20 protein-coding genes are annotated in these 26,090 nt (G+C 68.7%); 8 read left to right on the forward strand and 12 right to left on the reverse strand.

Annotation, left to right across the window (positions count from 1 at the left end; all coding sequences use genetic code 11):
* Positions 1–27 precede the first annotated feature (27 nt).
* The 11 genes from OG214_RS07790 to OG214_RS07840 form a co-directional block, all read right to left on the reverse strand.
* Positions 28–3,723 carry a ThuA domain-containing protein gene (locus OG214_RS07790; protein ID WP_405984302.1) on the reverse strand — a complete coding sequence of 1,232 codons (3,696 nt, stop codon included), beginning with the start codon at positions 3,721–3,723 and terminating at the stop codon, positions 28–30.
* Between the two features lie 594 nt (positions 3,724–4,317).
* Positions 4,318–5,322, reverse strand: a complete 1,005-nt coding sequence (locus tag OG214_RS07795; protein ID WP_365901606.1) for a sugar phosphate isomerase/epimerase family protein — start codon at positions 5,320–5,322, stop codon at positions 4,318–4,320.
* Between the two features lie 85 nt (positions 5,323–5,407).
* Positions 5,408–6,619: a Gfo/Idh/MocA family protein gene (locus tag OG214_RS07800; RefSeq protein ID WP_382851797.1), complete on the reverse strand. Its 1,212-nt coding sequence runs from the start codon at positions 6,617–6,619 to the stop codon at positions 5,408–5,410.
* A 50-nt stretch (positions 6,620–6,669) separates the two neighbouring features.
* The gene (locus OG214_RS07805) at positions 6,670–7,707 is read right to left on the reverse strand and encodes a substrate-binding domain-containing protein (RefSeq protein WP_405984303.1); all 1,038 of its coding nucleotides are present in this window, start codon (positions 7,705–7,707) and stop codon (positions 6,670–6,672) included.
* Positions 7,708–7,764: 57 nt separating this feature from the next.
* Entirely contained in the window at positions 7,765–8,838 is a 1,074-nt protein-coding gene (locus OG214_RS07810; protein WP_405984304.1) for an ABC transporter permease, read from the reverse strand.
* The gene (locus tag OG214_RS07815) at positions 8,835–10,373 is read right to left on the reverse strand and encodes a sugar ABC transporter ATP-binding protein (protein WP_405984305.1); all 1,539 of its coding nucleotides are present in this window, start codon (positions 10,371–10,373) and stop codon (positions 8,835–8,837) included. Before OG214_RS07815 ends, OG214_RS07810 begins: the two co-directional genes overlap by 4 nt.
* Before the next feature lie 436 nt (positions 10,374–10,809).
* On the reverse strand, positions 10,810–11,991 hold the full coding sequence (locus OG214_RS07820) for an ROK family transcriptional regulator (protein WP_363084628.1): 1,182 nt from the start codon (positions 11,989–11,991) through the stop codon (positions 10,810–10,812).
* Between the two features lie 208 nt (positions 11,992–12,199).
* Entirely contained in the window at positions 12,200–12,877 is a 678-nt protein-coding gene (locus OG214_RS07825) for a GntR family transcriptional regulator (RefSeq protein ID WP_363084629.1), read from the reverse strand.
* Between the two features lie 94 nt (positions 12,878–12,971).
* Positions 12,972–13,919, reverse strand: a complete 948-nt coding sequence (locus OG214_RS07830) for a beta-ketoacyl-ACP synthase III (protein WP_405984306.1) — start codon at positions 13,917–13,919, stop codon at positions 12,972–12,974.
* Between the two features lie 114 nt (positions 13,920–14,033).
* Positions 14,034–14,198: a hypothetical protein gene (locus OG214_RS07835; protein ID WP_363084561.1), complete on the reverse strand. Its 165-nt coding sequence runs from the start codon at positions 14,196–14,198 to the stop codon at positions 14,034–14,036.
* Positions 14,161–15,519: an OFA family MFS transporter gene (locus OG214_RS07840; RefSeq protein ID WP_363084560.1), complete on the reverse strand. Its 1,359-nt coding sequence runs from the start codon at positions 15,517–15,519 to the stop codon at positions 14,161–14,163. Before OG214_RS07840 ends, OG214_RS07835 begins: the two co-directional genes overlap by 38 nt.
* 196 nt (positions 15,520–15,715) lie before the next feature.
* Between OG214_RS07840 and OG214_RS07845 the strand changes: the two genes are divergently transcribed.
* The 6 genes from OG214_RS07845 to OG214_RS07870 all read left to right on the forward strand — a co-directional run bounded on the left by OG214_RS07845 (position 15,716) and on the right by OG214_RS07870 (position 23,292).
* The gene (locus tag OG214_RS07845; RefSeq protein ID WP_363084559.1) at positions 15,716–16,687 is read left to right on the forward strand and encodes a 2-dehydropantoate 2-reductase; all 972 of its coding nucleotides are present in this window, start codon (positions 15,716–15,718) and stop codon (positions 16,685–16,687) included.
* Positions 16,688–16,841: 154 nt separating this feature from the next.
* Positions 16,842–18,773 (forward strand): molybdopterin-dependent oxidoreductase, encoded by a 1,932-nt coding sequence (locus OG214_RS07850; RefSeq protein ID WP_363084558.1) that lies wholly within the window; start codon positions 16,842–16,844, stop codon positions 18,771–18,773.
* 14 nt (positions 18,774–18,787) lie between these two features.
* Entirely contained in the window at positions 18,788–20,833 is a 2,046-nt protein-coding gene (locus tag OG214_RS07855) for an NAD(P)H-dependent oxidoreductase subunit E (RefSeq protein ID WP_405984307.1), read from the forward strand.
* Positions 20,830–21,687, forward strand: coding sequence for a 2Fe-2S iron-sulfur cluster-binding protein (locus OG214_RS07860; RefSeq protein WP_363084556.1), 858 nt, complete (start codon positions 20,830–20,832; stop codon positions 21,685–21,687). Before OG214_RS07855 ends, OG214_RS07860 begins: the two co-directional genes overlap by 4 nt.
* A 26-nt stretch (positions 21,688–21,713) precedes the next feature.
* Positions 21,714–22,553 carry a formate dehydrogenase accessory sulfurtransferase FdhD gene (gene fdhD, locus OG214_RS07865; RefSeq protein ID WP_405984308.1) on the forward strand — a complete coding sequence of 280 codons (840 nt, stop codon included), beginning with the start codon at positions 21,714–21,716 and terminating at the stop codon, positions 22,551–22,553.
* Positions 22,554–22,791: 238 nt separating this feature from the next.
* A complete protein-coding gene (locus tag OG214_RS07870) occupies positions 22,792–23,292 on the forward strand; it encodes an SDR family NAD(P)-dependent oxidoreductase (protein WP_405984309.1) in 501 nt (166 codons plus the stop codon).
* A gap of 108 nt (positions 23,293–23,400) precedes the next feature.
* Here OG214_RS07870 and OG214_RS07875 read toward each other — a convergent pair whose 3' ends face one another.
* Complete coding sequence (locus OG214_RS07875; protein WP_405984310.1) at positions 23,401–23,580, reverse strand: hypothetical protein; 180 nt, start codon at positions 23,578–23,580, stop codon at positions 23,401–23,403.
* A gap of 635 nt (positions 23,581–24,215) precedes the next feature.
* Between OG214_RS07875 and OG214_RS07880 the strand changes: the two genes are divergently transcribed.
* Both OG214_RS07880 and OG214_RS07885 read left to right on the forward strand, forming a co-directional pair.
* The gene (locus OG214_RS07880) at positions 24,216–25,256 is read left to right on the forward strand and encodes a hypothetical protein (RefSeq protein WP_363079587.1); all 1,041 of its coding nucleotides are present in this window, start codon (positions 24,216–24,218) and stop codon (positions 25,254–25,256) included.
* Positions 25,257–25,749: 493 nt separating this feature from the next.
* Positions 25,750–26,055, forward strand: a complete 306-nt coding sequence (locus OG214_RS07885) for a hypothetical protein (protein WP_363079588.1) — start codon at positions 25,750–25,752, stop codon at positions 26,053–26,055.
* The last annotated feature ends 35 nt before the right edge of the window (positions 26,056–26,090 follow it).

Consider the following 26,090-nt stretch of genomic DNA (forward strand, 5'->3'; position numbering starts at 1 on the left):
CTGACGGGCCGCCCGTCCTAGGAGTCCCTAGGAGGCCGGCAGTTCCTTGAGCTGGATGTTGCGGAAGGACGCCTGGTCGTCAGTGCCGTGGTTCTGCAGACCGATGTAGCCGTCCTTGAGGCTGCGCTCCGGGTCCTTGTTGGTGAAGTCGTTGACCTTCGCTCCGTTGAGGAAGACCTGGAGACGCTCACCCTGGACCCTGATCTCGTAGCTGTTCCACTGCCCCGCCGGGCGCAGGACCCGGTCCCTGCCCTTGAGGTCGGCCGACTTGAAGCCGTAGACCGAGCCGGTGGTGCGGTCAGGGGTGTCGGTGGCGTCGATCTGGACCTCGTACCCCTTGTCCACCGCGGACCAGGGGTCGTCGGAGGCCGGGAAGCCCACGAAGACACCGGAGTTGTCGTCCCCGTCCAGCTTCCAGTCCAGCTTCAGGGAGTAGGACTTCAGCTCCTTGGCCTGGTACCAGAGCAGACCCATGCCGCCCTCGGAGCGCAGTTCACCGTTCACGACGTTGAACTTGCCCGGTCCGGCCTGCTTCCAGCCCTCCGGGGTCTTTCCGTTGAAGAGGTCCCGGTAGCCGGTCTGCGGCTCGCAGTCCGCCTTCACCTGGCCGGCCGCGTACCGCAGTCCGCCGAGGAGATGCTGGCGGAAGGCGGCGTCCGCGTAGGACTCCTTGGTGTGGCCGCCACCGGTGTAGAAGGCACGGCCGCCCTCGTAGGTCTGGCACCAGGCGATCGGGTGATCGCCCTTCATCGTGCCGCCCTGGTAGGTGGTCTCGTCCAGGGTGGCGAGGACCCGTGCCTGCTCACGCGGGTTGGTGCGGTAGTTGTACCACTCGTCGGTGCGCTGCCACTCGTCGTCCAGATGCGCGGTCGACGGGTGGTCGTGGTCCTCGACGCGTACGGTGGCCGGCTGGATCTGCGGGTGGGACGTGAAGTACGCCCCCACCAGACCGCCGTAGAAGGCCCAGTCGTACTCGGTGTCGGCCGCCGCGTGGACGCCCATGTAGCCGCCGCCGGTGGCGACATAGTTCTCGAACGCCTTCTGCTGGTCGGCGTTGAGGACATCACCGGTGGTGGAGAGGAACACCACCGCGTCGTAGCGGGCCAGGTTGTTGGTGGTGAACTGCGCGCCCGTCTCGGTGGCGTCGACCTTGATCCCGGTGGTCGCGCCCAGCTCCTTCAGCGCGGCGACACCCTCGGGGATCGAGTCATGACGGAACCCTGCGGTCCTGGAGAAGACCAGAACGCGCTTCTCGGTCCTGCCCGCCTCGGCCGTGGAGATCTCGAAGTCGTCCAGGTCGAAGAGGGCACCCCCGCCGACACCACCCTTGAAGACCAGGAACAGCTCGGTGGTCTTCTTCGGTACGGAGCGCAGCGGTACGTCGATGTCCTGGAAGGTCTCCCAGCCGCCGGTGATCGGGACGGGCGAGGAGCCCAGCAGCTCACCGGTGGCGGAACCCGTGCGTACTTCGAGGAACCCGCCGGCGCCGCCGGAGGAGATCCGCGCGGTCAGGGTCTTGGACCCCTTCAGGTTGTACGGCGTGAAGGAGATCCAGTCGCCGTCGTCGATGTCACCGACGGTCTTGCCGCCGTTGGCCGGTGCCTTGTCGTAGGTCCTGATGCCGGAGGAGGCGCTGAAGTGCTCGGCCTGCCGGTGGCGCGGCTGGAGCTGCGACTGGTCGTGGCTGGTGATCGGGGCCTGGCCGCCGCCTCCGCCGTCGGTGTACTCGGCGTCGATGACACCGAAGATATTGGCGTTGGGGTCGTGCTCGGTGTCGGCGGGCGCGGTGATGACACCCTCGCAGCCGTTGACCGAGGTGATCGGGTGGCCGTGGCTGTCATGGCCCAGGATGTAGCGGACGACGACCTTGGAGCAGTCGATCGGTCCGTTGTCCCGGTCCTCCCGGTCCTTGACCTTCACCTTGAACGGGATGGAGTCACCGAAGTTGAAGAGGTGTCCCTCGTCGGGCAGATCGAGCTCCACCTCGGGCGCGGTGTTGCCGACGACGATCCGCACGGAGGCGGTCGCGGTGCGCTCCGTCGGGTCGGTGACGGTGAGCCGTGCGCTGTAGGTGCCGTTCTTCTTGTACGTGTACGTGGGGTTGGCCTCGGTGGAGGTGCCTCCGTCGCCGAAGTCCCACGCGTAGGTGAGGGCGTCACCGTCGGGGTCCGAGGTGCCGGCGGAGGAGAAGACCGCCGTCAGCGGGGACTTGCCGGACGTCTTGTCGACGGTGGCCTCGGCGATGGGCGACAGCCCGCCGGTGGCGTTCTCGATCCGGTAGACGGCCGAGTGCTCGTCACCGCCGAACCAGGAGAGTCCGTAGTCGAGGACGTAGAGCGCGCCGTCGGGGCCGAACTCCATGTCCATGACCTGGGTACCGGTCCACGGGAACGGGTTGATCGACTCGACGGTGCCGTCCTCGCCCTGCTCGATCCGCTTGATCCACTGGCGGCCGAACTCACCGGCGAAGAAGTCGCCGTCGTAGGACTCGGGGAACTTCACCGGCGAGTCCAGATCGGCGTCGTACCGGTAGACGGGACCGCCCGTCGGGGACTCGGAGCCGGAGCCGAGCTCGGGCACACTGCCGCCGTCGTACGGGATCCACGCGGCCTGGGCCGGCGGAAGGTCCGTCAGTCCGGTGTTGTGCGGCGAGGTGTTCTTCGGTGCCGCGCAGTCGAAGGCGGCGCCGGAGGCCTGGGTCGCGAAGTTGTAGTCGATGTACGCGTCGTTGTCGCCCGTGCAGTACGGCCAGCCGAAGTTGCCCGCCTCGGTCACCCGGGCGAACTCCACCTGTCCGGCGGGGCCGCGGGTCGCGGACGCGGCGCCGGCGTCGGGGCCGTAGTCACCCACGTAGACGATGCCGGTCTTCTGGTCCACGGAGATACGGAAGGGGTTGCGGAACCCCATCGCGTAGATCTCGGGCCGGGTCTTCTCGGTGCCGGGGGCGAAGAGGTTGCCCTCCGGGATGGTGTACGAGCCGTCCTCGGCGACCTTGATACGGAGGACCTTGCCGCGCAGGTCGTTGGTGTTGCCCGAGCTGCGCTGCGCGTCGAACGCCGGGTTGCGGTCCGGGCGCTCGTCGATCGGCGTGTAGCCGTCGGAGGCGAAGGGGTTGGTGTCGTCACCGGTCGACAGATAGAGATTGCCGTCCGCGTCGAAGGCGATGTCTCCGCCGACATGGCAGCAGGTGCCGCGGGAGGTGGCGACGTCGAGGACCTTCTTCTCGCTCGCCTTGTCGAGGGTGCCGTCCTCGTTCAGCGTGAAGCGCGAGAGGCGGTTGTACCCGTCGAAGGGGGCGAAGTCGGCGGCCGTGCCGTTCTCGGGCGCGTCACCGGCGGGGGTGTTGAGCTTGGGCGCGTAGAAGAGATAGATCGCGCGGTTCTCGGCGAAGTCGGGGTCGACCCCGACGCCCTGGAGGCCTTCCTCGTCATGGTTGTAGACATCCAGCGTGCCGGCGATGGTGGTGTCTCCGCCGGCGTCGGTGATCCTCAGTGTGCCGTCGCGCGAGGTGTGCAGCACCTGCCGGTCCGGCAGGACGGCGAGCGACATCGGCTCGCCCACCTCGTCGGCGCCCTTGGCGAGGGTCACCTGCTGAAAGCTTTCCTCCGCGACCGGGTGATCCGGGTGCGCGGCGGCGGGTACGGCGCTGATGCTCGAACCTGCGAGCAGGGCGCCCGTCAGGAGTGCGAGGAGGGTTCTGGCTCTGGGGCGTTTTCTGTGCACGAAAGTCCTCCACAATGGGCTGTTCGTACGTGCGGGTTGCCAATGGAGCGCGCATATGTGATCGCGCTCGCCTCTGGGGGGCGGTGCTCGTCCCGCACCGGATCCCCGGGGGAGGTGGCTGTGTCACCGACGTGCGCCGTCACATCGGAGACCACCTATGTCCTGTACATCTCAGTGGACCGTAGCTGTGTTCGTCCGGGACCGAAAGACCTTGCGCAGAGGAGAAGTTGTACTTTTTCCTCCCTCAGGACAAAGACTTCAGGGCAGCCCGAAGTGCCCGAGCCCGCACCTTTTTTGGGGGGGCTCGGTTCGCCTCCGGGCGCTCTATGCCACTGTCGACGGTCGACCGTGCTCGGGTCCCTCGTACCTCGGGACCCTGCGCGCGCTCTCCCTTTCGACAGCGGCGCGCCCTTCGGCTCACTCGCCGGCGGGCGTGCGGGGCCGGAACGAATCCGCACCCGGGCGGCCGGGGTGGCCGGGGTGGGGGCGGCTCGTTCTTCGGTTCGACCGCCGGACGGGCCGAGGTGGGCCCGTCCGGCGGGCGAGGGCGAACCGGCCGCCGGGCGGACCCGGTGGACCAGTTCGGTCACCGATCTACTCGCCGCCTCCGAAGGCCGCGTCGAAGGAGGCCGTCGGCGCGTCGAAGTCGAAGCGCTTCAGATCCCTCAGGGCCTCGGGCGCGCCGGCCAGCCGGTCCATGCCGGCGTCCTCCCACTCGACCGAGATGGGACCCTCGTAGCCGATCGACCGCAGCATCCGGAAGACGTCCTCCCAGGGGACATCACCGTGGCCGGCCGAGACGAAGTCCCAGCCGCGCCGCGGGTCGCCCCAGGGCAGATGCGAGCCGAGCCGGCCGTTGCGGCCGTCGAGGCGCTTGCGCGCCTCCTTGCAGTCGACGTGGTAGATCCGGTCCCGGAAGTCGTAGAGGAAATTGACCGGGTCCAGGTCCTGCCAGACGAAGTGGCTCGGGTCGAAGTTGAGCCCGAACGCCGGCCGGTTGCCGACCGCTTCCAGCGCGCGCTTGGTGGTCCAGTAGTCGTACGCGATCTCGCTCGGATGGACCTCATGGGCGAACCGCACGCCCTCGGCGTCGAAGACGTCGAGGATCGGGTTCCACCGCTCCGCGAAGTCCTCGTACCCCCGCTCGATCATGCCGGGCGGTACGGGCGGGAACATCGCGACGAGGTGCCAGATCGAGGAGCCGGTGAAGCCGATGACCGTGTCGACCCCGAACGCCGCCGCGGCCCTGGCGGTGTCCTTGATCTCGGCGGCGGCGCGCTGCCTGACCCCCTCGGGCTCGCCGTCGCCCCAGATACGGGACGGCAGGATGCCCTGGTGACGCTCGTCGATGGGGTTGTCGCAGACGGCCTGGCCGACGAGATGGTTGGAGATCGCCCAGCACTTCAGCCCGTACTTGTCGAGGAGCTGGTGGCGGCTGTCCAGATACCCGGGGTCGGAGAGCGCCTTGTCGACCTCGAAGTGGTCTCCCCAGCAGGCGAGTTCCAGACCGTCGTAACCGAAGTCACGGGCGTGCCTGCACACCTCCTCCAGGGGCAGATCGGCCCACTGGCCGGTGAACAGCGTGAACGGGCGTGGCATTCGGACCTCCTTCTCTAGGTGCTGTGCCTTCGCTTGGTACTTGCTACGTCTTCACTGTCTGCCGTGCGGTCGCCCCGGCCGGTTCCTACGGCTGCGGAACCGGCGTGTACACCGCGTTCTTCGCCGCGCTGTCCTCGACCGCCGCGAGCACCCGCTGCACCTGGAGTCCGTCCGCGAAGGACGGCACCGGATCGGTTCCGGCGGCGACCGCCTCGACCAGATCGCGGGCCTGGTGGACAAAGGTGTGCTCGTAGCCGAGCGCGTGACCCGGCGGCCACCACGCGTCCAGATAGGGATGCTCCGGCTCCGTGACCAGGATCCGGCGGAAGCCGGAGGAGGGCGCGGGCTCGGTGTGGTCGTGGAACGACAGTTCGTTGAGCCGCTCCAGATCGAAGGCGAGCGAGCCGCGCTCGCCGTTGATCTCCAGGTGCAGCGCGTTCTTGCGTCCCGCCGCCATCCGGCTGGCCTCGAAGGAGGCCAGCGCGCCCGAGGCGAGCCGGCCCGTGAAGACCGCGGCGTCGTCCACGGTCACCGGGCCGACCTCGCCGCCGCCGGTCGCGGAGAGCCCCGCCGACACCCCGCTGACCAGCGGCCGTTCCTTGACAAAGGTCTCCGCGAGCGCGGACACCCCGACCAGCGGTTCCCCCGTCAGGAACTGCGCGAGGTCGATGATGTGCGCTCCCAGATCGCCGAGCGCGCCGGACCCCGCCTGCTCACGGTTGAGCCGCCAGGTCAGCGGGAACGCCGGATCGACGAGCCAGTCCTGGAGATAGGTGACCCGGACATGGCGCAGGGTGCCGAGCCGGCCCTCCTCGATCAGCTTCCTGGCGTACGCGACGGCGGGCACCCGGCGGTAGTTGAAGCCCACCATGGCGAGCTGACCGCGTGCCCTCGCCGCCTCCGCGGCCCTGACCATGGCCTCGGCCTCGGCCACCGAGTTGGCGAGGGGCTTCTCGCACAGCACGTGCTTGCCCGCCTCCAGCGCGGCGATGGCGATCTCCGCATGGCTGTCCCCGGGTGTGCAGACGTCGACCACCTGCACATCGTCGCGCTCGATGAGCCGGCGCCAGTCGGTCTCGGCGGCGGCCCAGCCGTGTTTCGCCGCGGCGGCCCGTACCGCGCCCTCGTCACGGCCGCAGATCGCGGCGAGCACGGGGCGCACCGGCAAATCGAAGACATGTCCCGCGGTACGCCACCCCTGTGAGTGGGCGGCGCCCATGAACGCGTATCCGACCATGCCGATACCGAGTGTCGGTGGCGCACCGGCCTCTTTCTCCGACGCTTCCCTGGGGGTCATACGGAGTACTCCTCGTCTGTCGCTGGTGGGGGCGGCCGGTAACAGGCCGGTCAGCTGAAGCCCTGAGGCAGGTAGTCGTCGATGTTCGTCTTGTCGACGACCGCCGAGAACAGGGTCACCTGGGCGGGGATCTCCAGCCCGGACAACCCGCTGACGCCCTTGTTCTGACCCAGCGCGCGGGCCAGGTCGATGGCGGACGCGGCCATGATGGGGGGATAGAGAACCGTCGCCTTGAGGACGCTGTCGTCGGCCTTGATCGCGTCCATGGCAGCCTTGGCACCGGCGCCACCGACCATCAGGAAGCCGTCGCGGCCCGCCTGCTCGATGGCGCGCAGCGCGCCCACGCCCTGGTCGTCGTCGTGGTTCCAGAGGGCGTCGAAGCTGGACTGCGCCTGGAGGAGCTGGGCCATCTTGGCCTGGCCCGACTCGACGGTGAAGTCGGCGGCCTGGCGGGCCACCTTCTTGATGTTCGGGTAGTTCTTCAGCGCGTCGTCGAAGCCCTGGGTGCGCTGCTGGGTCAGCTCCAGGCTGTCGGGTCCCGACAGCTCGATGACCGTGGCGTTCGGCTTGTCCTTGAGCTTCTCGCCGATGTAGTTGCCGGCGTTGAGGCCCATACCGTAGTTGTCGCCGCCGACCCAGCAGCGGTAGGCCTGCGGGGACGCGAAGATACGGTCCAGGTTGATGACCGGGATACCGGCGCGCATGGCCTTCAGCCCGACCTGGGTGAGCGCCTTGCCGTCGGCCGGCAGGATCACCAGGACGTCGACCTTCTTGTTGATCAGCGTCTCGACCTGGCCGATCTGGGCGGCGGTGTCGTTGGAGCCCTCGGTGATGTCCAGCGTCACCTCCGAGTACTTCTCGGCCTGCGCCTTGGCGTTCTCGTTGATCGCGTTGAGCCAGCCGTGGTCGGCCTGGGGTCCGGCGAAGCCGATGGTGACGGGCGTGCCGGGCTTGTCGTCGGCGGCGGGCTGGGTGTTGGCCGCCGGCTCCTTCTTCTCGGGCTCGTTGCTGGTACAGGCGGTGAGGAAGGCACCCGCGGAGATGGCGGCGGTGCCGAAGAGCAGTCCTCTGCGGCTGGTTTCTGGCATGGCGGTTCAACCCTTCAAGGTAGGGCGGTACAGGGGTGGCGGGTGCGAGGTCGGAGGTCAGGCCTCGCCGTTGCGCACGGTGCGGCGCTGGACCAGTACGGCGGCGACGATGATCGCGCCCTTCGCGATCTGCTGGACATCGCTCTGGAGATTGTTGAGCGCGAAGATATTGGTGATCGTGGTGAAGACCAGAACACCGAGGACGGAGCCGACGATGGTGCCCCGGCCGCCGCTGAGCAGGGTGCCGCCGATGATCGCCGCGGCGATGGCGTCCAGCTCGTACAGGTTTCCGTTGGTGTTCTGTCCCGAGCCCGCCAGGATGATCAGCAGGAAGGCCGCGATACCGCAGCAGAGCCCGGAGAGCAGATAGAGATAGAGCCGCTGGCGCCGGACATCGATACCGGCGAGCCTGGCGGCCTCCGCGTTGCCGCCGACGGCGACGGTGCGCCGGCCGAAGGTCGTACGGTTCAGCACCAGCCAGCCGATGATCGTGACGGCCGCGAAGACCAGCACGAGCGGCGGTATCCCCAGGATGTACGAGTCGGGGATGCCGAGGTCGAGCACCGAGTCCACGGTGACGATCTGGGTCTTGCCGTCGGTGATCTGGAGGGCGAGACCGCGGGCGGAGGCGAGCATCGCGAGGGTCGCGATGAACGGCACCATCCCGCCGTACGCGATCAGCAGCCCGTTGACCAGTCCGCAGCCGAGACCGACGACCATGGCGGTGAAGAGGATGCCGGCGAAACCGTACTCCTGGGTGGCGAGTGTGGTCGCCCATACGGAGGCCAGCGCCACGATCGCGCCCACCGACAGATCGATACCACCGCTGGTGATCACAAAGGTCATACCGACCGTGACCACACCGATGACCGAGGCCTGGGTGAGGATGAGCTGGAGGTTGTTGGTGTCCAGGAACTGATCGGGCTTGGTGATACCGCCGACGATGATCAGTGCGGCGAGCACCCCGAGCAGAGAGAGGTTACGGACGTCGAGGCGGAACCCGAGGGGACGCCCGCCGCCCTTCCCTCCCGTCGGCTTGGCCGGTGACGTGGCTGAGGCGGGCGTGGTCGGCTCGGGCGTGGCCACGGCGTCGGGCCCGCCCTGCCGTGCCTCGGAGGCAGGCTGTTTCATGGCGTCGGGCTCCCTTCCATCACAAGGTCGAGTACACGGTGCTCGTCGAGCTCCTGGGCGGGCGCCCGATGGACGATCCGCCCCTCACGGAGCACCAGCACCCGGTCGGCGAGGCCCAGTACTTCGGGTACCTCGCTGGAGACGAGCAGCACGGCGAGGCCTTCGTCGGCCAGCCGGCGGATCACGGCGTACAACTCGGCGCGGGCGCCGACATCGACACCACGCGTGGGTTCGTCGAGCAGCAGGACCCGGCAGCCGCGCAGCAGCCAGCGTGCGAGGACCGCCTTCTGCTGATTGCCGCCGGAGAGGGTACGGATCGGTGTGTCCGGGTTGTCGGGGCGCAGGGAGAGTTCCCTGGTGGCCGCCCTGGCCTCGGTCCGTTCCGCCGAGCGGTCGAGCCAGCCGATCCGCGCGAACCGGGAGAGCGAGGACACCGACACATTGCGGGTGACCGATTCGAGCATCAGCAGGCCCTGGGCCTTGCGTTCCTCGGGCGCCAGGCCAAGTCCCGCGCGGACGGCGGAGGGTACGCTGCCGGGCCGCAGCGCGGTGCCGTTGACCAGGACACGGCCCGCGCTGGGCTTGCGTGCCCCGTAGATAGTCTCCAGGATCTCGGAGCGTCCCGAGCCGACGAGCCCCGCGAGTCCGACGATCTCGCCGGGCCGCAGTTCGAGGTCGACCGGCTCGAACTCCCCTTCCCTCGCGAGTCCTTCGACACGCAGTACGGGTTCGGCCGACACGGCGCCGGCCGCGGACGGCGCGGGGCGCTCGGGGAAGACGTACTCGACATTGCGACCGGTCATCAGGGCGACGACCTCGCGGGTCGGGGTCTCCTTCGCCGGCAGGGCGACCGCCACGGTACGGCCGTCCTTGATGACCGTGACCCGGTCGCCGATACGCCGGATCTCCTCCAGGCGGTGGGAGATGTAGATGACGGCGACACCGTCGGCGGTCAGTGTGGAGACGACCCGGAAGAGATTGTCGACCTCGTCGGGGTCGAGGGCGGCCGACGGCTCGTCCATCACGATGAGCCGTACCTCGTGGGAGAGGGCCCGTGCCATGGAGACGATCTGCTGCTGGGCGGCGGAGAGCGAGCCGACCGGCCGGTGCGCCTGGATCTCGGGGTGGCCGAGCCGCTTGAGCAGCGCCGTCGCCGCGCTCCTCGCCTCCCGGCCCTTGACCACGAAGCCGGCGGTGGTCGGCTCATGGCCCAGGAAGATGTTCTCGGCGACCGACAGCCCCTCGACCAGGTCGAGTTCCTGGTAGATGGTGGCGATCCCGAGCCGCATGGCGGCGACGGGCGACTTGAGCGTGACCTCCTCACCCTGCCAGGTGATCACTCCGCCGTCGGGCTGATGAGCCCCGGCGAGCACCTTGATGAGGGTGGACTTGCCGGCGCCGTTCTGGCCCAGCAGACAGTGGACCTCGCCCGCCTGGACCTCCAGGTCCACACCGTCGAGCGCGCGGACGCCAGGAAAGATCTTGGTGATGCCGGACATGGTGAGCAGAGGGCTCTCGGGTGGTGCTGGTGCCATGGCGTAATCCCCTCGGCGGATGCGGCCCGCCCCGCGGGCAGGGCTGAACAGAGGCAGAGCAGAACAAGGGCAGGGCGGAACCAGGTACGGCGGAGCTGTGTGGGGTCGTACGGGTACGGCGACGCCGGTCGTACGGTGCGTGTGCTGCGGCTCGTGCTGACGCTGTGACAGTGGTGTGCGGCTCGTGCGGGTGCCGAGGGCCCGTGGAACACGGGAACGCGGCGACATCGGGTACGGCTCGTGCCAGTGGTGCCGGTGGTGCGGATGGGTCAAGTGGTGCGGGTGGTACGGCTCTTACGGTGGCGCGGGTGGTACCGGTGGTGCTCGATGGCGCGGGTGGTGCGGCTCTTACGGGGTGGCGCTCGGTGTGCTCGCGGTGCTGGTGGTGCGGCTCGTACGGGTGGTGCGTGGTGTCCGGTGGTGCGTGCCGCCGGCCTCAGGCCGGCGAGAACAGGTGGTCGCTGATGAGCCGGGCCGCGCCGGTGACTCCGGCGGTCGGGCCCAACTCCCCCAGGACGATGGGGAGATTGCCGGTGGCCAGTGGCAGTGACTGCCGGTAGACCTGGGTGCGGACGCTGGCCAGCAGTGTGTGACCGAGGCCGGTCACACCGCCGCCGATCACCACCAGGGCGGGGTTGAAGAAGCTGACAAGGCCGGCGATGACCTGGCCGACGCGGTTACCGCCCTCGCGTATCAGATCCAGCGCGGTGGGATCACCCGCGGCGGCGGCCGCCGCGACATCCACCGCGGTGAGCCGGCCCGACGCCTCCAGCCGCGCCGCCAGTTCGGGCGAGCGTCCGGTGCGCGCCGCGTCCTCCGCGTCACGGGCGAGCGCGGCGCCGCTGAAGTAGGCCTCCAGACAGCCCTTGTTGCCGCAGGCGCAGGCGCGGCCGTCCGCCACGACCTGGATATGGCCGATGTCACCGGCGCTGCCGGTCGTACCGCGGTAGACCTCGCCGCCGACGACGATCCCGCAGCCGATACCGGTGCCGATCTTGATACAGAGGAAGTCTCCGGCGGAGCGGGCGACGCCCGCGTGCTGCTCCCCCATCGCCATCAGATTCACATCGTTGTCGACCATGACCGGGCAGCCGAGCTCCTGGCTGAGGGCCTCCCGCACGGGGAAGCCGTCCCAGCCGGGCATGATCGGCGGCGCGACCGGGACACCCTCGGGGAAGCGGACAGGGCCAGGGACCCCGATCCCCGCCCCGTCGAACTCCTCCGCGAGTCCGGTGACCTTGAGCTTGGCGGCCATCGCGAGCACCTGCTCGAAGACGGCGACGGGCCCCTCGCGGACATCCATGGGGTGGTTGAGATGCCCCAGCACCTCCAGCTCCGCGTTGGTCACGGCCACATCGATGGAGGTGGCGCCTATGTCGACGCCGAGGAAGCGCAGGGCGGGCGCCAGCCGGATGTTGTGGGAGCGCCGGCCGCCGCGTGAGGCGGCGAGTCCGTCGGCGACGACCAGGCCCGTCTCCAGCAGCCTGTCCACCTCGACAGCGAGCTTGGAGCGCGACAGGTCGACCTGGTCACCGAGCTGCGCACGGGAGTTGGGCCCACCGTCGCGCAGCAGTCTGAGCAGTCGCGCCTGATGGGCGTTCGCGGGTCGTGCCGTCATGCGTCTCACGCGCCCCTCCCCGCCTTCTCGGCCATGTTTGTCGGGCTTTCGAGGGAACGTAGCAGCGCTTGCCCTCAGTGGGAAGAAGTTGCGCGGGAATCCGTTCCAACTTTCTCCACACCGAGGACAAAGCTGTTTTCCGGCATGACTTTTGAGACCCCGTGGGGCCTTATGTGTGATTCGTCCGGATCAGACCGTTATCGGCAGATCAGCCCTGCGTACGGTGGTGATAGGTGTTACGGGTGTGCTCCGTGTGGCCCTTCATGACCTCGACCGCGCGCCGCTCGTCACGCGCCGAGATCGCCTCGATCAGCTCCCGGTGCTCGATCCAGGACTGCTTGCCGCGCTGTCTGGCGACCGGGGTGTAGTACCACCGGACCCGGCGGTCCACCTGCGCGGCCAGTTCGGCCAGCACGACATTGCCCGCCAGCTCCATGACCTTCGCATGGAAGGCCGCGTTGGTGGCGACCGTCAGATCGACGTCGTCGTCCGCCACGGACTGCTCGCCCCGGGCGCAGAGTGCCTCCAGGGCGGCGATCCCGGCCGAGCCGGAGTTGGCCGCGGCCAGCCGGGCGGCCTCCGCCTCCAGGAGCGTACGGACCGAGAGCAGCTGGTCCGCCTCCTCCTCCGTCGGCTCATGGACGAAGGCGCCCTGAGCCGGGCGCAGATCCACCCAGCCCTCCGTGTTGAGCCGCTGGAGCGCCTCGCGCACCGGCTGCCTGGAGACTCCGAGATGGCCCGCGAGCTCACTCTCGACGAGATGCTGGCCGGGCCGGAGCGCCCTCGTCGTGATCAGTTCGAGCAGGGCCTCGTACACGCGCTCACGCAGCGGACCGGGCCGTTCGAGCTTGGGTACGGCTCCCTGTGCCAATTTCGCGGACAACATCGCGGGTCCCCCTCATGGCCGGCGGTGTCAATGACGGCAGCAACTCACTTCAAGACATTGGCTATCGTCTACAGTCTACCGAGAACGGCCGGGGTTATGGGCACCGGATGACCTGGCCCGCATAGGAGAGATTGCCCCCGAAGCCGAAGAGCAGCACCGGAGCACCGGATTCGACCTCTCCGCGGTCCACGAGTTTGGACAGGGCCATGGGGATCGAGGCGGCGGACGTATTGCCCGATTCCACGACATCACGGGCGATCACGGCGTTGATCGCGCCGATCTTCTGGGCGACCGGCTCGATGATCCGAAGATTGGCCTGATGGAGTACGACCGCGGCCAGTTCCTCGGGGGTGACCCCCGCCCGCGCGCAGACCTCGCGCGCGATGGGCGGCAGCCGGGTGGTGGCCCAGCGGTAGACCGACTGGCCCTCCTGGGCGAACCGCGGCGGGGTGCCCTCGATCCGTACGGCGTGCCCCATCTCCGGCACCGAGCCCCAGAGCACCGGACCGATCCCCGGCTCCTCGGCCTGACCGGTCGCCACGACCACGGCCGCGCCCGCGCCGTCCCCCACCAGCACACAGGTGGAACGATCCGTCCAGTCCGTGACGGCGGTCATCTTGTCGGCGCCGATCACCAGCACCCGGGCCGCGGAGCCCGCCCGTACGGCGTGGTCGGCCGTGGCGAGGGCGTGGGTGAAACCCGCGCACACGACATTGAGGTCCATCACCGCGGGCGAGCCCATGGAGAGCCGGGCGGCGACCCGGGCCGCGGTGTTCGGCGAGCGGTCGGTCGCGGTGGAGGTGGCGACCAGTACGAGATCGACGTCCGCCGGGGTGAGACCGGCCGCGGCGAGCGCCTTGGCGCCCGCGTGCGCGGCCAGCTCGTCCACCGGCTCGTCCGGACCCGCCACATGGCGGGTCCGGATACCGACCCGGCTGCTGATCCATTCATCACTGGTGTCGACCAGTGCCGCCAGATCGTGGTTGGTGAGCACCTTGGCGGGCTGGTAGTGCCCGAGCGCGGCGATACGAGTGCCGGTCATGCCCGGGACCCCCTCTGCAGTCGACGTCAGGAGAGCACCAGTCTCCTCAGCGACTCACCGGTAAGGGGACGGGTGATCCAACAGGATTCGCCGCCGCCGCTTGGAGACTCCCGATCATCCGGTGAAGAGCTGCTTGGCCTTGAGGACCAGCTCGTACACACCGTACGCGAGAGGGAGGCCCACCCAAAGCCAGGCGAAGACGATCAGACCGGTACGGCCCGGCGGCACGGACGGTCCGCTCTCAGGCGCTGCGCTGCTGTTCGACGGTGAGCCGGTCATCTGCTGCCTCCTTCGGGGCGGGGACATGGTGGCGGGGATGGACGGGCCTGACGAGTTCATTGGCGACGAAGCCGACGACCAGCAGGCCGATCATGATGGTGAACGAGAGTCCGTAGAGGCTCGAACCGCTCTTGCCCGCCGCCTCCTGGCTGTCCGCGACCCGGTTGACGATGAGCGGGCCGAGCACGCCCGCGGTGGACCAGGCGGTGAGCAGCCGGCCGTGGATGGCGCCGACCTGATAGGTGCCGAAGAGGTCCTTGAGATAGGCGGGGATGGTGGCGAAGCCCCCTCCGTAGAAGGAGAGGATGACCAGCGCGCAGATCACGAACAGCGGCTTGGAGGAGTCGCCGAACCGGGCGATCAGCAGATACATCACGGCGCCGACGCCGAGATAGACGCGGTAGACGTTCTTGCGGCCGATCAGGTCCGAGGTCGACGACCAGCCTATGCGCCCCGCCATGTTCGCGGCGGAGAGCAGGGCGACGAATCCGGCCGCGGCGGAGACCGAGACCGGCGTGTCCGTCCGCGCGAAGAAGTCGGTGATCATCGGGGCGGCCTTCTCCAGGATCCCGATACCCGCGGTGACGTTCATGCACAGCACGACCCACAGACACCAGAACTGCGGGGTGCGCACGGCGGAGCGCGCCGACACCTGGGCGGTGGAGATCAGCGCGCCGGCGGGCCGCGCCGCGTCGGGGGTCTTGCGGGGCCGGTCGTCCGGGCGGGGCACCCGGACCAGCAGCACGCCGAGCGACATGAACACCGCGTACACGAGGCCGTGCACCAGGAAGGCGAGCGCGATGCCGTGGGAATCCGGACCGAAGGACTCCAGCATCTGCGCGGACCACGGCGAGGCGATGAGCGCGCCGCCGCCGAAGCCCATGATGGCGATGCCCGTGGCCATACCGGGCCGGTCGGGGAACCACTTGATGAGCGTGGAGACCGGGGATATGTAGCCGATGCCGAGCCCGATGCCGCCGACGAAGCCGTAGCCGAAGACGATCAGCCAGTACTGCTCGGTGGCCGCGCCGAGCGCGGCGAGCAGAAAGCCGGAGGAGAAGCAGCAGAGGGCGACCGTCATCGCCCAGCGCGGTCCGTTGCGCTCGACGAGTGTGCCGCCGAAGGCGGCCGAGAGGCCGAGCATCACGATGCCGAGCTGGAAAGGAAGAGCACTCTCGGTGCCGGAGAGACCGAGCGCGGATTCAAGTGAGGGTTTGAAAACGCTCCAGGCGTAGGCCTGGCCGATCGACAGATGCACCGACAGAGCGGCGGGGGGCACCAGCCAGCGGCTCCAGCCGACAGGTGCGATTGGTGGGGTCATCCGCGAACTCTAGAAACCGACCGCCCAGGTTGGGAAGGTCCGGACAAGATCCACGCCCGAGTTTGCCGACTGCATACCGAACGGAAGCCTTGTCGGCCAGAACTCCATACTGTAGACAATATATCGCCCCTCGGGGTGCGAGCAACAGAGTGTGACCCTTCCCTCGGTCTCCCTCAAACCGAACGGAGAGCCCCACATGAAAGTCGCAGTCGTCGGCGCCGGAGCGATCGGCGCCTATGTCGGAGCCGCCCTCGACCGGGCGGGTGCCGACGTTCATCTCATCGCCCGCGGGCCGCATCTCGCGGCCATGAGAGAGCACGGAGTACGGGTGCTCAGCCCGCGCGGTGATTTCACCGCACGGGTGCACGCCACCGACCGGCCCGAGGACATCGGCCCGGTCGACTATGTGTTCCTCGGCCTCAAGGCGAATTCCTACGCGGCGTGCGGGCCGCTGGTGACACCGCTGTTCAAGGAGAACACCGCGGTGATCGCCGCCCAGAACGGCATCCCCTGGTGGTATTTCCACGGACATGGCGGCCCGTACGACGGCCGGCGCGTCGAAAGCGTGGATCCGCTCGGTTCGGTCAGCTCCGTGCTGCCGCCCGAACGCGCCATCGGGTGTGTGGTCTACGCCGCGACGGAACTGGAGGGACCGGGCATCGTCCGGCATCTCGAAGGAACCCGTTTCTCCATCGGCGAGCCGGACCGCACGGTGTCCGGAAGGTGTCTGGAATTCAGCGAAGCCATGTGGACGGGCGGTCTCAAATGCCCGGTCGAGCCCGAGTTGCGCGATGACATCTGGATCAAGCTCCTCGGCAATATCTCCTTCAACCCGATCAGCGCCCTCACCCGGGCGACGATGCGGGAGATGTGTCTGCACGGCAGTACCCGTCAGGTGATCGAGCTCATGATGTCCGAGACCCTGTCGGTCGCGGAGGCGCTCGGCTGCCGTCCCGACATCTCCATCGAGAAGCGGCTGGCAGGCGCCGAACGGGTCGGTGACCACCGGACGTCCACGCTCCAGGACCTGGAGAAGGGCAAACCGCTGGAGCTGGACGTCCTGCTCTCCGCCGTGGTGGAGCTCGCGGACATCACCGGCGTGCCGGTGCCGACGCTCCGCACGGTGGAAGCGATCTCGGATCTGCTGGCCCGCGGCGCGGCCGCGTGATCCTCCCCGCTCCATCCCGCACTACCTGATCCCCACTCGCGATAGGCGGGTACGCGTCAATTCCCTTACAGAGGGTTCCCACGCGTACCCGCCTACTGAATACTGTATGCAATGGGCGCGGCCAGTTGGCCCTCACTCATGAGGAGAGCGCGGCGTGAAGAAGCGAGAGCGAACACCGAAGACCTATGCCCGTATCACCCATCCCATGGTCCGGGACGAAAAGGGCGGCCCTCTCCGCAGAGCGAGCTGGGACGAGGCCCTGCACCGGGCCGCGGCGGGCCTGGGCGCCGCGCGCGGAGCGTTCGGGATGTTCTCCTGCGCACGCGCGACCAACGAAATGAACTATGTGGCGCAGAAGTTCGCGCGTGTGGTCATGGGGACCAACAACGTCGACTCCTGCAACCGGACGTGCCACGCGCCCAGCGTGGCCGGTCTCTCCGCGGTCTTCGGATCCGGTGGCGGCACCTCCTCGTACGGCGAGGTCGACCACACCGATCTGATCGTGATGTGGGGCTCCAACGCGCGTTTCGCGCATCCCATCTTCTTCCAGCATGTGCTGCGGGGTATCAGGAACGGCGCACGTATGTATGCCGTCGACCCCCGCCGTACCTCCACTGCGGAATGGGCCGAGAGCTGGCTCGGACTCAATGTCGGTACGGACATTCCGCTGGCGCACGCGGTCGGCCGCGAGATCATTCACGCGGGGCTGCACAACGCGTCCTTCATCGAGCGCGCGACCACCGGTTTCGAGGAGTACGCCGCCGAGGTCGAGCCCTGGACCCTCACCGCGGCCGAGAAGGTGACGGGGGTACCGGCCGAGGCCATCCGCGATCTGGCCCATGCCTATGCCCGCGCCGAACGGGCACAGCTCTGCTGGACGCTGGGCATCACCGAACATCACAACGGCACCGACAACGTCCGGGCGCTGATCAATCTCGCGCTGCTCACCGGGCATGTCGGGCGGTACGGCTCCGGTGTGCAGCCGCTGCGCGGCCAGAACAACGTGCAGGGCGGCGGCGACATGGGGGCCATCCCCAACCGGCTGCCGGGCTTCCAGGACATTTTGGAGCCGCAGGTGCGGCGGAAGTTCGAGACCGCGTGGGACACCGTCATCCAGCCCCGGTACGGGATGACGCTGACGGAGATGTTCGAGGCGATGGAGACGGGTGACCTCAAGGCCGTCTACTGCATCGGCGAGAACCCCGCGCAGTCCGAGGCGGACAGCGAGCAGGCGGTCGAGCGGATGCGGCGGCTCGACTGTCTGGTGGTGCAGGACATCTTCCTCACCAAGACCGCCGAACTCGCCGATGTGGTGCTGCCCGCCACCGCCGCCTGGGCCGAGACGGACGGCACCAGCACCAACAGCGAGCGCCGTGTGCAGCGCGTACGCAAGGCGGTCGAGCCGCCGGGCGAGGCGCGTGAGGACATCGACATCATCTGCGATCTGGCGGGGCGGCTCGGCCACCCCTGGAAGTACGCGGACGCGGAGTCGGTCTGGAACGAGCTGCGTTCGGTCTCCCCCGACCACTACGGGATGACCTACGAGCGGCTGGAGGAGCACCAGGGAATCCAGTGGCCCTGCCCCGACACGGAGCGGCTCGAACCCACCTATCTGCACGGCCGGCTGTGGGAGGCGGACCCCGCCGACCGCGGCAGGCTCGCACCGTTCGGCATCGTCAAGCATGACCCCCCGGTCGATCTGACGGATGATCAGTTCCCGATCAGGCTCACCACGGGCCGCCGGCTCGACTCGTACAACACCGGGGTGCAGAGCGGGAGTTTCGCCTCCCCGCTGCGGCGCGGCGAGTATGTGGAGCTGTGCCCGGAGGACGCCGAGCGGTACGGGGTGTCGGTCGGCGAGGAGGTACGGATCAGCTCGCGGCGCGGCGTGGTGCAGGCACCGGTCTGGATCGATCCGGGGCTGCGGCCGGGACTGGCCTTCATGACCATGCACTTCCCGGACGAGGTGGACACCAACCAGCTCACCATCGAGGCCAACTGCCCGATCGCGGGCACCGCCGAGTTCAAGGCCTCGGCGATCCGGATCGAGAAGCTGTCCGTGACGACCGCGTCCCTGCCCGCGTGAGGAGCTGAGCATCAGTGGATCTGCACTTCGGTGACAGCAAACCGACCGATGAGGAACGGGCGGCGGTCGACGCGCTGCTCGGCCCTCCGGCCTCGGCCTGGGAAGGCGCGGACGACCGTACGGACACGGATCTGCGCTGGGCACGGGGCGGCCGTGAGGCGCGCGAACGGCGGGACCTGCTGCTGCCGGGGCTGCACGCGGTCAACGACCGCATCGGCTGGATCAGCGAAGGCGCGCTGGACTATCTCTGCCGACGGCTCACCGTGCCGCCGGCGGAGGCGTACGGCGTCGCCACCTTCTACGCGATGTTCGCGGTCAAGCCGCGCCCCGCGAAGGTGCTGCACGTCTGTACGGACGTGGCCTGCGCGGCCCATGGCTCCACGGCGCTCTGCGCGGCGCTGGAGGAGCGTCTCGGCGCGGCCGGCTCCGCCGCGGGCGGGGTCGTCTGGCAGCCGAGTCCCTGTCTCGGTCTCTGTGAACGGGCCCCGGCGGCGCTGGTCATCCAGGCCGGTGCCCCGTCCGGGACCACTACGGCCAACCCGAACGCCGGCTCCGCGCGGGACGGCGCGGAGCCGGCACCCCCCTTGGCGGGTGCCCGCCCCGTCTGGCCGGCCGGGGCGGACCCGGCCGGACCGGCGTACGGCGCCGCCACCCGGCAGCTGAACGGGACCGGCCCCGACGGCACGGCCGCGGGCGCGGCGCCGCGGGAGCTGTCCGCCCGGCGCTACGCCACGGCCGTCATCGCGCCCGCGACCGCCGAGGCGCTCGTCCTCGCGGCGGCCGAGCCGGAGGCGGCGCCCGCGGAACCGTCCGCCGCCATGGCCGTACCGCAGGCCGGGCAGCCGGGGCTGACACTGCTCGGACGGGTCGGGGTCGTCGATCCGTACAGCCTCGACGACTACCGCGCGCACGGCGGCTACACGGCGCTGCGGCGGGCCTTCGAGCTCGGGCCCGCCGGGGTCATCCGGGAGGTCACGGACGCCGGTCTGGTGGGCCGGGGCGGCGCCGCCTTCCCCACCGGGCGCAAGTGGCAGGCCACCGCCTCCCAGCCCGCCCATCCGCACTATCTGGTCTGCAACGCCGACGAGTCCGAGCCCGGCACCTTCAAGGACCGGGTGGTCATGGAGGGCGATCCGTACTCCCTGGTCGAGGCGATGACCATCGCCGGGTACGCGGTCGGCGCGCGGCGCGGCTTCCTCTATCTGCGCGGCGAGTACCCGCGTGCCCTGCGGCTCCTCCAGCACGCGATCGACCAGGCGCGCGCCCGCGGACTGCTCGGGGACGACGTCCTCGGCCAGGGCTACTCCTTCGACATCGAGATCCGGCGCGGCGCCGGCGCGTACATCTGCGGTGAGGAGACCGCGCTGTTCAACTCGATCGAGGGCTACCGCGGCGAGCCCCGCTCCAAGCCCCCGTTCCCGGTGGAGAAGGGCCTGTTCGGCAAGCCCACCGCCGAGAACAACGTCGAGACGCTGATCAATGTGCTGCCCATCCTGACCGGGGGCGCGCAGGCGTACGCGGCGATCGGGACCGGCCAGTCCACCGGCCCCAAGCTCTTCTGCGTGTCGGGCAATGTGGAGCGGCCCGGCATCTACGAGCTGCCGTTCGGCGCCACGCTCGGCGAGCTGCTCGCGCTGGCCGGCCCGTCGCCCACCATGCGGGCGATCCTGCTCGGCGGCGCCGCGGGCGGTTTCGTACGCCCCGACGAGCTGGACATCCCGCTCACCTTCGAGGGCACCCGGGCCGCGGGCACCACGCTGGGTTCCGGGGTGGTGCTGGTGCTGGACGACACGGTCGAACTGCCCAGGATCCTGCTCCGTATCGCCGAGTTCTTCCGTGACGAGTCCTGCGGGCAGTGTGTCCCCTGCCGGGTCGGCACGGTCCGCCAGGAGGAAGCGCTGCACCGGATCGTGGACCGTACCGGTGCCGCGGCGGCCGACGACATCACGCTGCTGCGCGAGGTCGGACAGGCCATGAAGGACGCCTCCATCTGCGGTCTGGGACAGACCGCGTGGAGTGCCGTCGAGTCCGCCATCGACCGTCTGGGGGCCTACAAGTGACCGCGATACCTCTCCAGCTTCCGCGCCGTCTGATCGAGTTCACCCTCGACGGCCAGGAGACACGAGTGCCGGAAGGCTCCACGATCCTGGACGCCTGCCGGGCGGCGGGCAAGGACATCCCGACGCTCTGCGAGGGCGACACACTGACGCCGAAGAACGCCTGCCGGGTGTGTGTCGTCGAGGTCGAGGGCGCGCGCGTGCTCGCCCCGGCCTGCTCACGCAAGGCCGAGGCGGGGATGACGGTCAGCACCGACAGCCCGCGCGCCCGGCACAGCCGCAAGATCGTCCTCGAACTCCTCGCCTCGTCGACGGACCTCTCGACCACCCCGAGGGCCGCCGAATGGATCAAGGAGTACAAGGCGAAGCCGGCCCGCTTCGGCCCGGACGCGGCCCGGCTCGACGAGGAGCCCAAGATCGACAACGATCTGTACGTCCGTGACTACGACAAGTGCATCCAGTGCTATAAGTGTGTGGACGCATGCGGCGAACAGTGGCAGAACTCTTTCGCGATCTCAGTGGCGGGCCGGGGCTTCGACGCCCGTATCTCCACCGAGCACGACACTCCGCTCACCGACTCCGCGTGTGTCTACTGCGGCAACTGCATCGAGGTGTGTCCGACCGGAGCGCTCAGCTTCAAGTCGGAGTTCGACATGCGGGAGGCCGGGACATGGAACGAGTCGGCGCAGACGGAGACCACCACCATCTGCGCGTACTGCGGCGTCGGATGCAATCTGACACTGCACGTACAGGAGAATGAGATCGTCAAGGTCACCTCTCCGCACGACAACCCCGTGACACACGGCAACCTCTGTATCAAGGGCCGCTTCGGCTACCAGCACGTACAGCAGCGCTGAACGCCTGACGAGTAGGACTGATCACCATGGGACGGGTCACCGAACGCCGTCGCACCATCCGTATCAGGGACGGAGCCGTCTCGGCCCGCCCCGACACCCTGGTGGCCGAGGAGCCGCTGGAAATCCGGCTGAACGGCAAGCCGCTCGCCATCACTATGCGCACCCCGGGTGACGACTTCGCACTCGCGGCGGGCTTCCTGGTGAGCGAGGGCGTGCTCGCGAGCGCCGCCGATGTGCGCTCCATCGTGTACTGCGCCGGGGCCAAGGCCGACGGCACCAACACCTACAACGTGGTCGATGTCCAGCTCGCCCCCGGTGTGCCGATCCCGGACATCACACTGGAGCGCAACGTCTACACGACCTCGTCGTGCGGCCTGTGCGGCAAGGCCAGCCTGGACGCGGTACGGACCACCGCCCGCTTCCCGATCGGTGACGATCCCCGGCTCCGGGTGGAGCCGGAGCTGCTCGCCGGACTCCCGGACCGGCTGCGGGCGGCACAGCAGGTCTTCGACAGGACCGGGGGTCTGCACGCGGCGGCCCTGTTCTCGGAGAGCGGCGAAATGCTGGACATCCGGGAAGACGTGGGCCGGCACAACGCGGTCGACAAGCTGGTCGGCCGGGCACTGCGGCAGGATCTCCTGCCGCTCTCCCGGGCGATCCTGCTGGTGTCGGGCCGTGCCTCCTTCGAGCTGGCGCAGAAAGCCGTGATGGCGGGAATTCCGGTGCTGGCGGCGGTATCCGCGCCGTCGTCGCTCGCCGTCGATCTCGCGGCCGAGACCGGGCTGACCCTGGTCGGCTTTCTGCGCGGCTCGTCCATGAACGTGTACGCGGGCGATGAGCGAATCGCCTTGCACACCGGGGTGTGACTCTCCCCGCTGCACGGGACAAGGACCTGGCCGGCGGGGAGCGCCCCCTGCGCCGGCCGGGTCTGTTCCGTAATTTTTGAGGGCTCGGTTCGCCTCCGGGCGCTTGCTGTGTCCATCAGCGGCCTCCGGCCGCGGGCGCCCCCGACGGTCAACCGTGCCGGAACGTCAGCGCGTCCCGAGGCGGCCGGGATTGAACCCACCGGTTCAACTAACCTTGCGCGCTGGTAAAGTCGCGGCCATGCGCTCGACGAAGACGTTTGTGATTACCGGCGGCACCGACGGGATCGGTGCCGCCGTCGCCCGCGCGCTCTTTTCGCGGGGCGACCATGTCGTGGTGATCGGAACGGATCCGGAGAAGGGCGACCGGCTCGCACGGGAGGCGGCCGCGGCGCCGGGGGGCCTGGACTTCGTCCGGGCGGACCTCAGTCTGGTGTCGAGCACCCGGCGCGTCATCGGCGAGGTGGTGGAGGCGCATCCGGCGATCGACGGTCTGGTCCTGTGCGCGCGCTACTTCCGTACACACCGGCGGGTGACCGCCGAGGGGTTCGAGGACAACTTCGCGCTCTTCTATCTGAGCCGTGTGCTGTTCAGCTACGGACTGCTCGACGCCCTGGAGAAGGCGGAGAGGCCGGCCGTCGTCAATGTGGCCGGGCCGGGCCATGACACACCGATCGACTGGGACGACCTCCAGAGCGCCGAGCGCTACGACGGCGTCCGCGCGATGTTGGGGTGCCGGTAAGAACGCTGTCACCAGCCGCAAACGGCGGTGAGAGGGAAGGGCCCGGAAGGCAGGGTGCCTTCCGGGCCCACAACCACTGACGTGGACGGCTCTCGCTATCAGGCCGGGTCAGACGCCGATGTACGCCTCGTACGCCCACAGGCCGTCACTTCTCTGGTACCACCAGTTGAGGTACGAGTTCTGGCAGTATTGGATGATGTAGATCGATCCGCCGCCGCGGGCGGCGACCCGGCTACTGCCGTAGGGCTCGACGTGCCACGGCGTGTTCGCTACGAACTGGTTGTCCATATACGCCGGGTAGCATGCGGCCTGCGCGGGTGACGTGGCTGCGGCAGGCGCAGCCATGGTCCCCATCAGCAATCCGAACCCGATCGCGACACTGGCCAGAGTACGACGCACTGTCCTCACTGCTCGCCCCTCCCTGTGCAGTCGACATGGCGTCGAACTGCCTTGGTCCCGCCAGGCTTGTCGCCTTTCGCGAGACTTCACCTTCGGTCGTCACAAGGGTGGCGCGCATGCCCATCAGCGGATAAGGCGTAATCCGGTCTCATCGGTGCGACCGTGCTGTTGCGGGTGGTGCGGCTGAGCTGGCATCAGCCGCGCAAGACACCGCCGTTTGCGGCTGGTGACGATCCTGCTGGCTTATTCGTAGCCAGCAGGATCGTCACCAGCCGCAAACGGCGGTGATCAGGTCTTGGGCTTGGCAGGCCGACCATGTCGCCGGGGCTGAGTCATGCGCGAGGGCGCTCGCTTTAGCGCCGTACGCGGCGAGCGGCGACCTCGTACCCATCGTGCAGCACCCCGAGCGGCCACAGCACCTCTGGACAGGGGGCTCGACTGCCAATCATGCTGTGCAGATGTCCCGACGTGGATGGCGAGCGTGGCAGGATCGACGGGCACAGAACCGGGGCGTGGCGGGCCGGATGAACGCGTTCTACGACTCGCTGTCGGAGCAGGAGAGGACGTCTGTCCAGGACGTCGCCATCAAGTATGGCCGAGAAGTCGACTACCTGCGTCTACTGCGCGCGAAGAACGCCTCGGCCGCCCCGTACTACGTCGGGCTGTCCTCAGAGATGGGGAGCTTCACGCATGTCACCAAGCGGGTTGTCCTGGTCGCGGACACCATGCTGTTGTCCGAGCACGGCACCGGAGCCGTGCACCAGCTCGGGTTCCACCCAACCCAAACCCGTACGGTCGACCCATCAGGAACAGGAGTTCCCTACACAACGGGTCTGATCAGCCGCTACGGGATGGTGACCAAGGACATTGGCGAGTTAGGCCAGTGGCTTCTGAACGCTGAGCCTCTGCTACGCAGTGGGCTGGTCTGGTATTGCCCGGTCAAAATAGTCGGGACCTCTGTCCGCGATTCGGACCTTGACCGGGAGCCTGCGGAGCCCGATCCACTCCCTTCGTTCAGTGACCGGTCGATCGACTTCGTAGTGGAGCATGGCCGGGCCGTGGATCTGGCGAGGGCCAAGCCCCTTGCCAGCCGGGTGGTCCGGCCGATCCTGGAGATCGATCTGCCCTTCATCAACGGGCTCAGCCTCAGCGACTTCGCGCAGGTCACCAGCGAGGAGTTCGACTCCTACACCCAGTACCGTGACTTCATGCGCTCTCGGCTCCTCGAACTCGACGACGCGCTGGAAGCGGTCGACTCCCAGCTCGCCCTGGAACGGATCGCGCTCGCCATCCGTGACGAGTTGAGCGCCGCTACTGCTGAGATAGACAAGGCGGCCCGGTCCCGGGCCCTGATCCGGTCCGGTGCTGTGCTGGGTTCGACGAGCGCCGTCCTTGCCGCGGTCCGCCCCGATGCCCTCCAAGGTGCGCTCGCCACCAGCGCGACGATCGCGGCTGGCGCAACCGGCCTGTGGCCGACCATCCAGGCATTTGCTGATATCAAACCCAAACGCACACACGGCAAGTGGTACTACGTATGGATCCTGCAAAAGAAGGCCGCCCGATGAGCCCGCTGTCACTTCTCTCGGACGGGGGCAACACCATCTACAACTACGTGCCCCAGCTGTCTCCAAAGCCCGAGGGCTGATCACCGCCCCGTACCCGCCGCTATGATCCGCTTCGTACCGAATGTCAGGTGGCGATCCCCGCTTTCGTCCCCCACAGAAACCGGCCGAGCAGCGCCTGCCGCAGTCATCTCGCTGAACGTGAAAGGCAGACATGACCCGCCGGTTCCGTCCTGTCATAGCCGCCTGCGCGGCCGCGCTCCTCGCCGCCAGCTGTAGCGGCCGAGCCCCGCAGCCCGCTGCAGCAGCCCCCACGGTCACGGTCACCCAGACCATCACGCCCACCCCCACACCGACACCAACGCCTGTAGCCAGCCGCACTTCGGCCACCCCCACACCGGCCGCTTCCTCGGCGCCCGCGCCAGCCCCGGCCCGCACTCCGCAGGGATCGGTCGTCCTGACCGAATGGCACGACGGCGACGCGACGAACAAGTGCGTGAACGTCATGACCGTCTACGAGAACCGCTCCGACACCGCGGTAATCTCCATCACCCAGAAGTTCCAGACCTTGTACACGCCCAAGCACGCCGACAGCGAGTACCCCGACGAAGTGGACGGCCCGGTCAAGATGCTCACGCAGGACGCGGGCATCGCCCCATACGGGACCCGGACCCTGTACTGGCAGGTGTGCGCGCCCGAGCTGGCCTCCAAGCAGAACCCAGTTCCGCCGGACGGCACCGACTCGTTCATGTCCGAGATCGGCGCCCAGCCTCGCGCCACCGCCTGGGACTGGGCGGAGTAGATCACCCGGTTTGCGGCTGGTGGCGATCCTGCTCG

It is taken from the genome of Streptomyces sp. NBC_00872 (assembly GCF_045161915.1).
GTDB lineage: Bacteria > Actinomycetota > Actinomycetes > Streptomycetales > Streptomycetaceae > Streptomyces.

Bases quoted from the DNA above. Each gene is read 5' to 3' on its own strand.
- OG214_RS07795 (WP_365901606.1), bottom strand. From the start codon at position 5,322: ATGCCACGCCCGTTCACGCTGTTCACCGGCCAGTGGGCCGATCTGCCC.
- OG214_RS07800 (WP_382851797.1), bottom strand. From the start codon at position 6,619: ATGACCCCCAGGGAAGCGTCGGAGAAAGAGGCCGGTGCGCCACCGACA.
- OG214_RS07805 (WP_405984303.1), bottom strand. From the start codon at position 7,707: ATGCCAGAAACCAGCCGCAGAGGACTGCTCTTCGGCACCGCCGCCATC.
- OG214_RS07810 (WP_405984304.1), bottom strand. From the start codon at position 8,838: ATGAAACAGCCTGCCTCCGAGGCACGGCAGGGCGGGCCCGACGCCGTG.
- OG214_RS07815 (WP_405984305.1), bottom strand. From the start codon at position 10,373: ATGGCACCAGCACCACCCGAGAGCCCTCTGCTCACCATGTCCGGCATC.
- OG214_RS07820 (WP_363084628.1), bottom strand. From the start codon at position 11,991: ATGACGGCACGACCCGCGAACGCCCATCAGGCGCGACTGCTCAGACTG.
- OG214_RS07825 (WP_363084629.1), bottom strand. From the start codon at position 12,877: ATGTTGTCCGCGAAATTGGCACAGGGAGCCGTACCCAAGCTCGAACGG.
- OG214_RS07830 (WP_405984306.1), bottom strand. From the start codon at position 13,919: ATGACCGGCACTCGTATCGCCGCGCTCGGGCACTACCAGCCCGCCAAG.
- OG214_RS07835 (WP_363084561.1), bottom strand. From the start codon at position 14,198: ATGACCGGCTCACCGTCGAACAGCAGCGCAGCGCCTGAGAGCGGACCG.
- OG214_RS07840 (WP_363084560.1), bottom strand. From the start codon at position 15,519: ATGACCCCACCAATCGCACCTGTCGGCTGGAGCCGCTGGCTGGTGCCC.
- OG214_RS07845 (WP_363084559.1), top strand. From the start codon at position 15,716: ATGAAAGTCGCAGTCGTCGGCGCCGGAGCGATCGGCGCCTATGTCGGA.
- fdhD (WP_405984308.1), top strand. From the start codon at position 21,714: ATGGGACGGGTCACCGAACGCCGTCGCACCATCCGTATCAGGGACGGA.
- OG214_RS07870 (WP_405984309.1), top strand. From the start codon at position 22,792: ATGCGCTCGACGAAGACGTTTGTGATTACCGGCGGCACCGACGGGATC.
- OG214_RS07875 (WP_405984310.1), bottom strand. From the start codon at position 23,580: ATGGACAACCAGTTCGTAGCGAACACGCCGTGGCACGTCGAGCCCTAC.
- OG214_RS07880 (WP_363079587.1), top strand. From the start codon at position 24,216: ATGAACGCGTTCTACGACTCGCTGTCGGAGCAGGAGAGGACGTCTGTC.